Source organism: Ruegeria sp. YS9 (assembly GCF_024628725.1).
Taxonomy (GTDB): Bacteria; Pseudomonadota; Alphaproteobacteria; order Rhodobacterales; family Rhodobacteraceae; genus Ruegeria; species Ruegeria atlantica_C.
In genome coordinates, this window is the sequence record NZ_CP102409.1 from 709,704 (window position 1) to 723,868 (window position 14,165).

The 14,165-nt window shown below is 61.7% G+C and carries 11 protein-coding genes; 6 read left to right on the forward strand and 5 right to left on the reverse strand.

From position 1 onward, the window contains the following. Positions 1–88 precede the first annotated feature (88 nt). From zwf to NOR97_RS03715, 4 genes are read left to right on the forward strand one after another with little or no spacing between them, the layout of a single operon-like run. The gene (gene zwf, locus NOR97_RS03700; protein ID WP_170345026.1) at positions 89–1,534 is read left to right on the forward strand and encodes a glucose-6-phosphate dehydrogenase; all 1,446 of its coding nucleotides are present in this window, start codon (positions 89–91) and stop codon (positions 1,532–1,534) included. A 2-nt stretch (positions 1,535–1,536) separates the two neighbouring features. Continuing rightward, on the forward strand, positions 1,537–3,342 hold the full coding sequence (gene edd / locus NOR97_RS03705; RefSeq protein ID WP_174818384.1) for a phosphogluconate dehydratase: 1,806 nt from the start codon (positions 1,537–1,539) through the stop codon (positions 3,340–3,342). A 3-nt stretch (positions 3,343–3,345) separates the two neighbouring features. After that, complete coding sequence (gene eda, locus NOR97_RS03710) at positions 3,346–3,978, forward strand: bifunctional 4-hydroxy-2-oxoglutarate aldolase/2-dehydro-3-deoxy-phosphogluconate aldolase (RefSeq protein ID WP_257600241.1); 633 nt, start codon at positions 3,346–3,348, stop codon at positions 3,976–3,978. A gap of 51 nt (positions 3,979–4,029) precedes the next feature. Then, a complete protein-coding gene (locus NOR97_RS03715; RefSeq protein ID WP_257600242.1) occupies positions 4,030–5,220 on the forward strand; it encodes an alanine--glyoxylate aminotransferase family protein in 1,191 nt (396 codons plus the stop codon). Positions 5,221–5,351: 131 nt separating this feature from the next. On the opposite strand, the gene NOR97_RS03720 is transcribed toward NOR97_RS03715, so the two are convergent. Beyond that, a complete protein-coding gene (locus NOR97_RS03720) occupies positions 5,352–6,461 on the reverse strand; it encodes a pyridoxal phosphate-dependent aminotransferase (RefSeq protein ID WP_257600243.1) in 1,110 nt (369 codons plus the stop codon). Between the two features lie 87 nt (positions 6,462–6,548). On the opposite strand from NOR97_RS03720, the gene NOR97_RS03725 reads away from it, so the two are divergent. Next, a complete protein-coding gene (locus tag NOR97_RS03725) occupies positions 6,549–7,619 on the forward strand; it encodes an SMP-30/gluconolactonase/LRE family protein (RefSeq protein WP_257600244.1) in 1,071 nt (356 codons plus the stop codon). 66 nt (positions 7,620–7,685) lie between these two features. Continuing rightward, complete coding sequence (locus NOR97_RS03730; RefSeq protein ID WP_257600245.1) at positions 7,686–8,468, forward strand: crotonase/enoyl-CoA hydratase family protein; 783 nt, start codon at positions 7,686–7,688, stop codon at positions 8,466–8,468. On the opposite strand, the gene NOR97_RS03735 is transcribed toward NOR97_RS03730, so the two are convergent. The 4 genes from NOR97_RS03735 to NOR97_RS03750 all read right to left on the reverse strand — a co-directional run bounded on the left by NOR97_RS03735 (position 8,469) and on the right by NOR97_RS03750 (position 14,112). Continuing rightward, positions 8,469–8,801 carry a DUF1992 domain-containing protein gene (locus tag NOR97_RS03735; protein WP_257600246.1) on the reverse strand — a complete coding sequence of 111 codons (333 nt, stop codon included), beginning with the start codon at positions 8,799–8,801 and terminating at the stop codon, positions 8,469–8,471. It abuts the gene before it with no gap. A 39-nt stretch (positions 8,802–8,840) separates the two neighbouring features. Then, positions 8,841–10,004, reverse strand: a complete 1,164-nt coding sequence (locus NOR97_RS03740; protein WP_257600247.1) for a benzoate/H(+) symporter BenE family transporter — start codon at positions 10,002–10,004, stop codon at positions 8,841–8,843. A gap of 138 nt (positions 10,005–10,142) precedes the next feature. Then, on the reverse strand, positions 10,143–13,304 hold the full coding sequence (locus tag NOR97_RS03745; RefSeq protein ID WP_257600248.1) for a valine--tRNA ligase: 3,162 nt from the start codon (positions 13,302–13,304) through the stop codon (positions 10,143–10,145). A gap of 79 nt (positions 13,305–13,383) precedes the next feature. Beyond that, positions 13,384–14,112, reverse strand: a complete 729-nt coding sequence (locus tag NOR97_RS03750) for a dienelactone hydrolase family protein (protein ID WP_257600249.1) — start codon at positions 14,110–14,112, stop codon at positions 13,384–13,386. Between the last annotated feature and the right edge of the window lie 53 nt (positions 14,113–14,165).

A 14,165-nucleotide genomic window follows, 5' to 3' on the forward strand; every position in this document is an offset into this window, starting at 1 on the left:
GACTTGCAATGTTAGCGATAACATATCAGGTTTTGCGGGTTTTCACGCCGTGCTAAGCTGATATCGGCAACCTCAGAAGGAGCCTGTGATGGTTTCACGCGTAATTCCGGTAGAGCCATTTGATCTGGTGCTTTTCGGTGCGACCGGCGATCTGGCGCAGCGCAAAATCCTGCCGGGCCTGTACCATCGCTTCGAGGTCGGGCAAATGCCCGACGACGCGCGGATCATCGGCACGGCACGCTCGGATATCGACAATGACGGGTTTCGCGATCAGGTTCGCAAATCGATGCAACAGTTCGCGCCCGGCTTTTCCCAAGAGACATTGGATCGGTTCCTTGCCCATGTCGAATACGTGCCCGTGGACGCTCTGGGTGAGGCCGGGTGGTCCGACCTGAAAGAGCTGATGCGCGATGACGTCGTGCGGGCCTTTTACTTGTCCGTTGGTCCAAGCCTGTTTTCGGGTATCGCGCAGCGGCTGCATGACGCCGGTCTTGCGACACCGGACAGCCGCATCGTCGTCGAAAAACCATTTGGGCACGACCTGGCCTCGGCGAAGGCGCTGAACGAGGGCTTACGTGCCTGTTTCGAAGAACATCAGATTTACCGGATCGACCATTATCTGGGCAAAGAGACCGTGCAGAACCTGATGGCGCTGCGCTTTGCAAACTCGCTGTTCGAACCGCTCTGGAATTCGACCCATATCGATCACGTGCAGATCACGGTGGCCGAGACCGTAAGCGTCGAAGGGCGCGGGGCCTATTACGATCAGTCCGGCGCGATGCGGGACATGGTCCAGAACCATCTGGTGCAGTTGCTGTGTCTGACCGCGATGGAGCCGCCGTCGAAATTCTCGCCCAACGCGGTGCGAGATGAAAAGGTCAAAGTGATCGAAGCGCTGGAGCCCGTCGCCCAATCCGACATCGCGCGCGGCCAGTACCGGGCCGAAAAGGGCGAGGGCGGTTATGTCGATCATGTCGGCAACCCCGCCAGCCGTACCGAAAGCTTCATTGCGCTCAAGGTTCATATCGGCAACTGGCGCTGGGCAGGTGTGCCGTTCTATCTGCGCACTGGCAAGCGCCTGCGGGCCCGCGAATCCGAAATTGCGGTGTTCTTTCGTGACCCACCGCATACGATTTTCCCCAATGTCGGCCCGCTGCACGGAAACGTATTGGTGATCCGGTTGCAACCTGATGAAGGCATCACCTTGCGCACCACGATAAAGGACCCGGGGCCGGGAGGCTTCCGGCTGTCGGACGTTGCGCTTGACATGAGCTTCGCCGATGCGCTTGGGGACGAAGCGCAAGCCCCCGACGCTTATGAGCGGCTGATCATGGATGTCATCCGTGGCGATCAGACATTGTTCATGCGCGGGGACGAGGCCGAGGCCGCCTGGGCCTGGGTCGATCCCATCATTCAGGGCTGGGAGCAGCGCGGAGACCGCCCATCCCGGTATGATCAGGGCAGTTCAGGCCCCGAAGAAGCATTGATGCTGATGCATCGCGATGGGCGTCGCTGGCGTCAGATCGGAGGGTAATCATGGTTCACTCAGTCATTTCCGATGTCACCAGACGGATCATCGACCGCAGCGCCGATCTGCGCGGCCCACATCTTGAACGGATGGAACAGGCCAGATCCAAAGGTCCTGCCCGTGCGCATCTGTCCTGTAGCGGTCAGGCCCACGCCTATGCGGGTGCAGGCGAAGACCAGCAATCGATGGCCACCGGCACCGCCGGCAATCTGGGCATCGTCACCGCCTATAATGACATGCTTTCGGCCCATCAGCCGTTCGAACGGTATCCCGCCCTGATCCGCGACGCGATCCGCGCCGCCGGAGGAACGGCACAGGTGGCAGGCGGTGTGCCAGCCATGTGTGACGGTGTCACCCAGGGCGAAGCAGGGATGGAGCTGTCGCTGTTCTCACGCGATGTGATCGCACTGGCGACCGGTGTGGCGCTCAGCCATAACACGTACGACGCGGCCGTGTTCCTCGGGGTTTGTGACAAGATTGTCCCCGGCCTGATCATCGGCGCGCAGGCCTTTGGCCATCTGCCAGCCGTGTTCCTGCCCGCAGGACCGATGACCAGCGGCTTGCCGAACGACGAAAAAGCCAAGGTCCGACAGAAATTCGCCGCCGGAGAGGTGGGCCGCGAAGAACTGATGGCGGCCGAAATGGCAGCCTATCACGGCCCCGGCACCTGTACCTTCTACGGCACCGCCAATACCAACCAGATGCTGATGGAGTTCATGGGCCTGCACCTGCCGGGCTCCAGCTTCGTCAATCCGAATACCCCGTTGCGCGATGCCCTGACCGAGGAAGGCGCGCGGCGTGCCCTGTCGCTCAGTGCGTTGGGCAACAGCTATACACCAGTTTATCAGGTTCTGGATGAACGCGCCTTCGTCAACGGCATCGTGGGCCTTATGGCGACCGGTGGGTCAACCAATCTTCTGATCCACCTGATCGCCATGGCGCGCGCCGGTGGCATCGTGCTGGACTGGCAGGATTTTTCCGACATATCCGCAGTCGTGCCGCTGGTCGCGCGGGTTTATCCCAATGGTCTGGCGGATGTGAACCATTACCATGCGGCCGGCGGCCTAGGGTACACGATCGGAACGCTGCTTGAAGATGGCCTGCTGCACCCTGACACGCTGACCGTCGCGGGGCAGGGGCTACACAACTATACCAAGGAACCCAAGCTGATTGATGGTGAGCTGATCTGGCAGGACGGCGCGGGTCACAGCCTGAACGAAAAGATCCTGCGCCCGGCCAAAGACCCGTTCCAACCCACAGGTGGCCTCTCGCGCCTGACAGGAAATCTGGGCACCGGGGTCATGAAAGTATCAGCCGTCGCGCCAGAACATCAGGTCGTCGAAGCCCCCGTGCGCGTGTTTCACGGTCAGGATGAGGTCAAAGCCGCATTCAAGGCCGGAGAGTTCACTGATGACGTCATCGTCGTGGTCCGCTTTCAGGGGCCAAAGGCCAATGGGATGCCCGAGCTGCATTCGCTGACACCTATCCTGTCGATTTTGCAGGGCCGTGGACAGAAAGTGGCACTGGTCACAGATGGCCGCATGTCGGGTGCATCCGGCAAAGTACCCGCCGCCATCCATGTCTGCCCCGAGGCACTGGACGGCGGGCCCATCGCCTGCCTGCAAGACGGTGACATCCTGCGTGTCGATGCGGTCAACGGCGAACTGGAAATCCTGACCAATGGGGTTTTGGACCGGTCCCCCGCCACCGCCGACCTTTCTGCCAATCAACACGGTGTCGGGCGCGATCTCTTCGCTGCGTTTCGGCAGAATGTCGGGTCCGCCGACACTGGCGCCAGCATATTCGGAGCATAAGAGATGTCGAAAACCCAACGCACCCGCGAAATCTGTGCCCTGGCGCCTATTGTTCCCGTGCTGGTCGTCGATGACGCCGCACAGGCCCGCCCTCTGGCCGAGGCGCTGGTCGCCGGCGGCTTGCCCGCGCTTGAGGTGACCTTGCGCACCCCGGCGGCGCTGGATGCAATCAAGGCCATGTCCGAAGTGCCCGGCGGCGTGGTCGGTGCAGGCACGCTGGTCACGCCCGATGATGTCCGGGCTGCCAAACAGGCCGGCGCGCTGTTCGGCGTTTCCCCCGGCGCCACGGATGCCCTGATCGCGGCGTGCGAAGCCGAAGGCCTGCCGCTGCTGCCCGGAGCCGCCACGGCAAGTGAAGCGATGGCGTTGCTGGAAAAGGGCTATGACATGCTGAAGTTCTTCCCGGCCGAAGCCTCAGGTGGTGCACCTGCGCTGAAGGCGATCGGCGCGCCGTTGCCACAGATCAGCTTCTGTCCTACGGGTGGTGTGTCCCCCTCCAACGCCCGCGATTACCTGTCATTGCCCAACGTGATCTGCGCCGGCGGCAGTTGGGTTGCGCCGAAGCAAATGGTCGAAACCGGCGATTGGGCCGGGATCGAAACACTTGCGTGCGAGGCATCGAAGCTGGCGGATTGACGCTGCGCGACCCCTCGGTAATGTGGGTGTCAATTCATACAGGTTGACCCCATGACACAGACAGTTTCCCTTTCCCAGGGGCGGGCATATTTGGCCATTCCAGGCCCTTCGGTCATGCCGGACGCGGTTTTGCAAGCCATGCACCGCCCGTCGCCCAACATCTATGATGGCGAACTCATTGATATGATGCCCGGCCTGACGCGCGATCTGTGCCGGGTTGCCGGCACAAAGCACAACGTCGCCATCTATATCGCCAATGGCCACGGCACGTGGGAGGCGGCGCTGTCCAACGTGATCGCCCCCGGCGAAACCGTTCTGGCCCCGGCCTCGGGCAGGTTCACCCATGGCTGGGCCGAAATGGCCGAAGGGATCGGGGCAAAGGTACAGTTGATCGATTTCGGCACCTCTTCAGCCTGGGATTTCGACCGGATCGCAGATGCGTTGCGTGCGGATCAAAGTCACCAGATCAAGGCGGTTCTGGCGGTGCACGTGGATACATCCAGTTCGATCCGGAACGACATCCCGGCGCTGCGCAGGCTTCTGGACGACTTGCAGCACCCGGCGCTGTTGATGGCAGACTGCATTGCTTCGCTGGGCTGTGACAGGTTCGAGATGGATGGCTGGGGCGTGGATGTCACAGTTGCCGCTTGCCAAAAAGGCCTGATGACCCCGGCGGGCATCGGCTTTGTTTTCTTCAACCAGAAAGCACAAGCCAAACGGGCCACCATGCCGCGCGTTTCGCAGTATTGGGACTGGCAGCCGCGCGCTAACCCGGACCTGTTCTATCAGTATTTCAACGGCACCGCACCCACACACCACCTCTATGGCCTGCGCGCCGCGCTTGATCTGATCCAAGCAGAGGGGATCGAACAGGTCTGGGCCCGCCATGAGCGCCTGGCCAATGCCATCTGGGCGGCCTGTGAGACCTGGGCCGAAGGCGGCATGTTGCACCTGAACGTCGCTGATCGCACCTTTCGCAGCCACGCCGTCACTGCTTTGCGGTTGACGGAAGGTCGCGGCACGGCCCTGCGTGGGTTCACCGAAACCCGGTTGGGTCTGACACTGGGCATCGGCCTTGGGATGGAGGACTATGACAGCTGTTTCCGTCTCGGCCACATGGGGCATATCAACGGGCAGATGGTCATGGCCATTCTGGGCGGTGTGGAAACGGGCATGGCTTCACTTGACATATCGCGTGGCAAGGGGGCCCTCGAAGCCGCCGCCGCCGTGCTGGCCGCCTGACATTCTACGGGCGTCTCCGCCCGATCCGTCTCTTCATCTGGCCAACAATATCCTCGGGGGGGAATCGCGCCGTGGCGCGATGGGGGGCAGACAGCCCCCCTTTGCTGTCCGGCCGGGCGGATAGGGATCAATCAGCCCAACCGCGCAACCGCAAGCGCCTTGGGCAAAGCGGCGGCGAACGCGTCCAGATCAGACGCCGGGCCACAACTTACCCGAATGCACCTGTTCTGCGGTGCCGCGAACGGCATTCGGGCAAAAATCCCCTGCGCCATCAGGGCGTCCAGCACGGCCTTGGCAAAAACCCCGTCGCGCCCGCAGTCAATCGCTACGAAATTGGTGGCCGAAGACAGGACCGCCAATCCGTTTTCCCGGGCAATCGCGCCGATCCGCTCACGCGCCTCTGCGATCTGTGCTTGGATATGCTCCAGCCACGCGCCATCCTGCAAAGCCGCCAAAGCCCCGGCCTGCGCAGCGCGGTTCATGCCGAAATGGTTGCGCACCTTGTTGAAGGCCGCGATCAGATCCGGCGTGCCCATGGCATAGCCAACCCGCGCACCCGCCATGCCATAGACCTTCGAAAAGGTTCGCATCCGGATCACGCGCGGATCACCAGCACTCACAGGTGCAGCCGTCCCCTCGGGTGCACATTCCACATAGGCCTCATCCAGAACCAGCAGGCACCCATCAGGCAAGGCATCCATGGCGGCCACGATGTCCGCGCCGGTATGCCAGCTGCCCATCGGATTGTCCGGATTGGCCAGATAGACCAGCTTGGCACCAACCTCAGCAGCCTTGGCAAACAGGGCCGAAGGATCCTCGTGGTCACCTGAATACGGCACCTTGTGAATCACCCCGCCGAACCCGGCCACATGATAGTTGAAGGTCGGATACGCCCCATCCGAAGTGACAACGGCATCCCCGGGCCCGACGATCAGCCGCACCAGATAGCCCAAAAGCCCATCAATCCCTTCGCCCACGACGATATTTTCCGACGATATGCCATGATGGTCGGCCAAGGCATGACGCAGGTCATGGTTTTCGGGGTCGCCGTACATCCAGATATCTGACGCGGCTTGCGCCATGGCCTCGATCGCGCGGGGCGAGGGTCCGAAAATGCTCTCGTTGGCTCCCAATCGCGCAACAAATGGCGTGCCACGTTGACGCTCTTGCGTTTCGGGGCCCACAAAGGGCACGGTGGCGGGCAGGGTTTGGGCAAGCGGGGTGTATCGAGGTCCGGTCATGTCCGCAGATAACCCCAAGCCCGATCAATGAGCAAGCACGCACCATGTTTGGGCGCGCCGGAAAAGAGATTTGAAAAAGGAGCGCAGATGCGCGTTTTCGTTGCCGTTATTCTCCTGGGCCTCGCCTATCTTCTATTCTGGCCCGTCCCGGTTGAACCTGTTGCCGTCGAGTTGCCGGAAGATGCCGGATTCACTGGGGATTTCGTTGAAAATACAGCACTGGACGCAGCGCAGCTGATCCGCCTGCCGGGGGAAGAGATCGGCCCTGAAGACATCGCCGTCATGCCCGATGGAACGGTCTACACGACCAGTCTGTCAGGTACCCTTTACCGCATCGACGGGGCGGATCCGGTTACAGTTGACCAGCTTGGCGGGCGTCCGCTGGGCCTCAAGGCCGGACCGGATGGCGCGCTTTACATCGCCGACAGCTATCGGGGCGTGATGCGCTGGACCGGTCCGGGCACGTTGGACAGGGTGGTGAGTGACATCAACGGCGCGCCGGTGATCTACGCCAACCAGTTGGACGTGGCGCAGGATGGCACGATTTACTTCTCGAATTCATCTGATCGCTTTGACCCGGAAACCATGGGCGGGACCAAACCGACCTCTGTCCTCAGCATCTGGGAACAGTCCGATACAGGTTACGTCGCGCGCCGCACTCCCGATGGCAGCACCCAGAAGATCGCCGAGGGGTTTGTCTATACCAACGGTGTCGCGCTTTCTCCTGACGAGGATTTTCTGCTGATCGCGGAAACAGGTCGCGCGCGCGTGCACAAGCTGTGGCTGACCGGACCAAAAGCAGGGCAACAAGAGATCCTGCTGGAAAACCTGCCCGGCTATCCCGACAACCTCGAGGCTCAGGGCGACGGCACCTATTGGATGGCCTTCGCCAGCCCGCGTGTCCCGTCCGAGGCACTGATGCCGTACCCGTTCCTGCGTAAGGTGATCTGGCGGTTGGGTCCGGCAGTACGCCCCGCGCCAATCCATCGCGGCATGATGGTGCAGTTCAACGGCGATGGTGCGATTCTGCGCACGCTACAGGACCCGCAAGGCCGCTTGGGCATCACGACCGGGGGCAAGATCGTGGGTGATCAGTTCTATGTCATGACCCTCGATTCCCCGTGGTTCGGACGAATGCCTGTCGGCGAAATGCCCTGACGTCGCAGTGGTATTCCGCATTCTGTCCGGGCATGTTTGCAGCAATAGAAATACCGGAGGTCCCCCATGTCACGCGTATCCGTTGCCTATCAAGACCACGTTGCCCATGTCACTCTGACCCGAGGCGACAAGATGAATGCGCTGGATGATGCGATGATCAAGGCGCTTCTGTCCGCCGGGCAAGAGGTCGCCGCGTCGGATGCCCGTGCCGTGGTCTTGTCTGGTGAAGGCAAAAGCTTTTGCGCCGGGCTCGACATGGCAAGCTTTGCCAAGATGGCCCATATGGACCCAACGGAATGGCTGATGACCCGCAGTCATGAAGACGCCAACGAGATGCAGGAGCTGGCGTTGATCTGGCGTCGCGTACCGGTTCCGGTGATCTGCGCAATTCAGGGCGTGGCCTATGGCGGTGGCCTGCAAATCGCGCTGGGCGCGGATATCCGTATCGCGCATCCCGAGGCGAAACTGGCCGTGATGGAGATGAAATGGGGCATCATCCCCGACATGGGTGGCATGGTTCTGTTGCCTCGTCTGGTCCGGTCGGACGTATTGCGTCTGCTGACCTATACGGCCCGCCCGATCGGTGCGCCGCAGGCGGCCGATTGGGGCCTTGTCACGCAGCTGTCCGATGACCCGTTGACCGAGGCGCTTGCCATCGCCGAAAATATCGCCGGTCAAAGCCCTTCGGCCATCCGTGCCGCCAAGCGATTGATCGAAGTCGCCGAAACTCAGTCACGCGCTGACGTTCTGATGGCGGAATCGGCCGAGCAGGTGGAATTGATCGGCAAGCCCGACCAGATGGAAGTTGTCATGGCGCAGATGCAGGGCCGCAAGCCCGTGTTCAAATGATCACCGCATGAAAGACCGCCGCGCGTCGCGGGCCATGTTGTAGCGCATCTCCAGATCGGCGATACGAGCCATGGCGGCCTTACGCTCGGCGGGGTCCGTCAGGGTCGCATAGTTCTGTCGCTCTGTGTCGAGCTGCTTTTTGATGGCGAATTCTTCCGGCAACACGCCTGCCTGCGCCATGATCCGATGGCCGGCGGCGGTGGCCGGATCGCTCAATGCCTCGGATGACCGGTCAGGCAGCGGTTGGCCTTCGCCCTCGAGGCCCTGCAACTGACCCTCGGCCTGGGCTTTCTTGATCTGGCGTTCGACCAGTTTTCCCAGTGCACCAAACATGCCACCATCATACGTGACCCGCAGGGAGGTTGAAACCGGCTATCTGACGCGTTGCGCAACCAGATAGGCGGTGCCACCCGCCAACAGACCCCAGACAGCCGCGCCGAGTCCAAACGCGGTAATGCCGGATGCGGTGATGGCAAAGGTCAGGATGGCCGCTTCGCGTTCGGCCGGAACTTCCAGCGCGGCGGATGTGGCATTGGCCATCACCCCGATCAGCGCAACACCGGTCAGCGTGCCCATCAACAGTGGATCGGCATGAATTGCGAACCCGGTGATTGCCACGGCGAACACCCCGAACAGGCAATAGAATACCCCACCCATCACCGCGGACCAGTAGCGTTGTTCGGGGTCTGGATGGCTGTCTTCGTTGGAACACATCGCAGCGGTGATCGCCGCAAGGCAGGTGGCTGGGGCACCGAACGGAGAAGACAAGATGCTGGAAATGCCTACGGCCGAGAACAGCTTGCCTGTCTGCGGCGCGTAGCCAAAGCTGCGGATCACCGCGATTCCGGGGATGTTCTGGGTCGCCATCGTGACGATGAACAGCGGCACGGCAATCCCGATGACCGAAGCCACAGAGAAGCCGGGCGTGGTCCAGACCGGAGCCGCGATCCATTTCGTCGGTGTCAGGGACGCGTCCCCGGCGTTCAGAACCACGACGACGGCTGCAGCAACAACCGCAGCCGGAACGGCAAACAGGCGGTTGATCCGGCCGGCGATGAACCATGTCAGGATCACAGGCAAGGCTTGCCATGGCATCTCGACCGCCGCCTGAAAGGGCAGGATACAGAGCGGCAGCAACACGCCCCCCAACATGGCCTGCGCCAGAGTCGTCGGTATCGCCGCAGCCAACCGCCCCAAAGGTCGCCAGAGCCCGGCCAACACAGTCAAAGCCCCTGCGCAAAGGAACGCGCCGGTCGCTTCGGCAAACCCCAATGCGGGTGTGGCGGAAACCGCCAGCAGGGCCGCACCCGGCGTGGACCAGGCCACGCTGATCGGCTGTCGGTACCACAGGCTCAGCACGATGGCGGTCAGGCCCATGGCGATCGCCGCCATCATCAATCCGGACGCCGCCTGCGCCGGGGATGCCCCCATCGCCGCCAATCCCTGCAATACAATCGGGAAAGAGCTGAAGAAGCCGACGATTGCCACAACCAGCCCGGTCGAGACTGTCTGGAGCGGTGGGGCTTTGTGCGTCATGACGGCCTCGGAATTATGTGTTCGCTGATTGCTAACAAGCGGGGGCAGGGTCGGGCAAGGTCCCATCGCGCACAAGAAAACCCCGCCGTTGTGGTCGCGACGGGGTTCTGGATTTGAGTATTTGGAAAAAGATGAAGATCAGGCGATTTCGGTCAGTCGAGCAAGCGCCTCGTTCAGTTTCGCTTCTTCCTCTTCGCGGGCGGCGAGGTTGGCTTTGGCCTCTTCCACGACCTCTGCGGGCGCCGAGGCCACGAATTTCGGGTTGTTCAGACGGCCGCGCAGGCCGCCCAGTTCCTTGGCCAGCTTGGCCCTGGCCTTTTCCAGCCGTTCCTTTTCCGCGCCGATGTCGATGATATCCGCCAGCGGCAGGCCAAAGGAGGCTCCGGGGGCGGCAATCGAGATCGTGCCCTTGGGCAGTTCATCCGCTTTGGTCAGGCTGTCGATCCGCGCCAACCGCTTTATCAGCGCCTCGTTTCGGTCCCAGGCGGCCTGGCCGTGGGCGTCGATCTCGGTCACCAGCATCGGCACATAAAGACCAGCCGGAACGCGCATCTGGGCGCGGGCCGAGCGGGTGTTCTCGATCACCGAGATAACCCAGTTCATCTCGCGATCCGCGTCGGCATCGACCAGATCGGCGGCGGCATAGGTTGGCCAGTCGGCATGCACCAGCATTTTGGCGCGGCTGCCCGTCAGGCCCCACAGTTCCTCGGTGATGAAGGGCATGATCGGGTGCAGCAGGACCATGCACTGGTCCAGAACCCAGCGCATTGTGGCGCGGGTCTCGGCCTGGGCCTCGGCGTCGTCGCCTTGCAGCAGTGGCTTGGACAGTTCCACGTACCAGTCACAGACCTTGCCCCAGACGAAAGCATAGAGCCCGTTGGCGGCATCGTTGAAGCGATAGCTGTCCAGCGCCGCGTCGACCTCTTCGCGCACGCGGGCGGTTTCACCGATGATCCAGCGGTTGACGGCGGCCTTGGGCTTCAGGTCAGCCACGTCCAGTTGCGGCACTGCGTCGGTGAAGACCTCGTTCATTTCGGCAAAGCGGACGGCGTTCCACAGCTTGGTGCCGAAGTTGCGATAGCCGGTGATACGTTCGCGCGACAGTTTCAGCACGCCGCCGATGGCCGCCATCGAGGCGTTGGTAAAGCGCAGCGCGTCGGCGCCGAACTCGTCCACGATTTCCAGCGGGTCGATGACGTTGCCGGTGGTCTTGGACATCTTCTTGCCCTTCTCGTCGCGGACGAGCTGGTGCAGATAGACGGTGTGGAACGGGACCTGATCGACCACGGCCAATTGCATCATCATCATCCGGGCGACCCAGAAGAACAGGATGTCAAAACCGGTGATCAGGACATCGGTGGGGAAGTAGCGCTGCAACTCCTCGGTCTGTTCGGGCCAGCCCAGCGTGCCGATGGGCCAGAGGCCGGAGGAGAACCAGGTATCCAGCACATCCGGGTCGCGCCAAACCGGATAGACCAGCTTGGTCGGATCCTGATCAACGGCGTACTGCGCCAGGCTTTCGGCGAACCGATGGATCGCCTCCTGCTTGTCGGCGACTTCGATCACGGTCGCGTGGCTCAGAGGGCTGGGAATGTCCGCATTGTCGTCAAGGAACTTTTCGGTAACGGCCTCAAAGCTCGCGGCACATTCCATGACATTGCCACGGTGCAGCATGCCGCCTTCGTTCAGCAACCGGCCCAATTCAACCAGATCAAGGTCGCCATCATTCTCATCGTCAATGAAGTCTTCCGCGGACAGGTCGAGACCATACCAAACCGGAATCTGATGTCCCCACCACAGCTGGCGGCTGATGCACCAGGGCTCGATATTTTCCAGCCAGTGGTAATAGGTCTTCTCGCCCGACTCGGGGATGATCTTGACCGTGCCGTCCTTGACCGCGTCCAGCGCGGGGCCGACGACCTTTTCGGCATCCACGAACCACTGATCGGTGAACATCGGCTCGATCACCACCTTCGACCGGTCGCCGAAGGGCTGCATGATCGGTTTGCTCTCGACCAGCGGCACCAATTTGTCGGCCCCTTCCTGATCCGGCTTCAAAGCGGTCGAGCCCAGACGCGGATCATCCGCGCGGGTCATCACGGCCAGACCATCAGCCGTGATCTCTTCCACCACCTTGGCCCGCGCTTCGAACCGGTCGAGGCCGCGAAGATGATCCGGCACCAGATTGATCGCGTCGATTTCGTTCTCGGTGAAGGCGCGGCCGCGCGCGTATTCCTGTGCCTTGCCTGCCTCGTCTGCGTAAGGGGCTCCATCGGCCCGCATCGCGCCCTTGGTGTCCATCAGGCGATACATCGGAATACCGCCGCGTTTGGCGACCATGTTGTCGTTGAAGTCATGCGCGCCGGTGATCTTCACCGCGCCCGAGCCGAAATTCGGATCGGGGTAGTCATCGGTGATGATCGGGATCTGGCGGCGATGCTCTTTCGGACCAACCGGGATTTCGCACAGCTTGCCGACGATCGGCGCATAGCGTTCGTCCGTGGGGTGCACCGCAACCGCGCCGTCGCCCAGCATGGTTTCGGGGCGGGTCGTGGCGATCGAAATATAATCACGCTCCTCGCGGAAGATCACATTCCCATCTTCATCTTTTTCCAAATACTCATATGTCTCACCGCCTGCCAAAGGGTATTTGAAGTGCCACATATGGCCGGCGACTTCGATATTCTCGACCTCGAGGTCCGATATCGCGGTTTCGAAATGCGGATCCCAGTTGACCAGCCGCTTGCCGCGGTAGATCAGGCCTTTGTCGTACATGTCGACAAAAACCTTGATCACCGCGTCGTGGAAGTTGGGGCTGTTTTCGTGGCCCGTGCGCGGATCGCCCGCCGCACCGGCCATGGTAAATGCGTTGCGCGACCAGTCACAGGAAGAGCCGAGGCGCTTCAGCTGCTCGATGATGGTGCCGCCGTATTCACCCTTCCATTCCCAGACTTTCTCCAGAAACTTTTCGCGACCCAATTCGTTGCGGCTGGGTTGTTGGGTGGCGGCCAGCATCTTCTCGACCTGCATCTGGGTTGCGATGCCGGCGTGGTCCTGCCCGGGCTGCCACAACGTGTCAAAGCCACGCATCCGGTGCCAGCGTATCAGGATGTCCTGTAGAGTGTTGTTGAACGCATGGCCCACATGCAGCGCACCGGTCACGTTCGGCGGCGGGATCATGATGCAAAAGCTCTCGTCGCGCGATTTGTTCGCGCCTGCCTTGAAGGCTCCGGCCTGTTCCCAGGCCTCATAAATGCGGGCCTCGGCCTCGGCCGCGTTGAATGTCTTTTCCATCGCCATTGGATGCGTCCTGCGTCAACAAATTCGGGTCAGCGCCTGCAATAGCGAATGCGCGCGGCAAGGGGAAGGCCTAGTGCGCCTAAGCCATACCAAAGCGCGCCTTGAAATAGGCGTCAACGCGTTGATAGGCGGGTTCGTGGAAATCCAGCGTCAACAGCGAATGATCCTTGCCGGGATATTCGACCGTTTCCAGTAGATCGCCGAACGCCTGTTCAAGCGCCCGCATCAGTTTCTTGGGGGCAAGCCTGTCTTCTGAATACCGCATCGCCAGGCCGGGGCCTTTCGCGGCCATACCCGCAGAGGCCGCGCCGATGTCTTCAGCGCTCATGTGCAGATGGCGGCCCCCGAGGATCGGCAGCGCAGTTTGGCTGGCTACCCCGCCCAGAACGGCGTCTTCGGCCATGAGGGTAAGGGCGAAACTGCCGGTCAGGCACATGCCGATGACGCCTACACCGGCGCTGTTTTCGCACTGCTTGATTTCACGGGTCAGGGCGCGCATCCATCCTGCAACGGGGCTCTGCCTGCCACGGGCGAAAATGCTGAACTCGCGCCGCACGCAGAACAACCGGGCCATGTTCTTTGCCATTTCAACCTTGCCATAGGTTCCAAACAAATGAGGCAGGTAGACGCGAAAGCCGGATGCGTTGAGCTTTGCGGACAACGCCAGCGTTTCTGGCCCGATCCCTGGCAGTTCCTGAAGGATCAGGATCGGTGGGCCTTCACCGCCGACATAAACGTCATGTGTGGTCGTCTGCCCGCTGGTCATCGGGGCAGAGAAGGGAAAAACGGTATCATGCGCCCAGCTCATGGCCCAAGGCTATCCGAACACCCTTTGCGCGCAAACGAATTTCGGTGAACCCC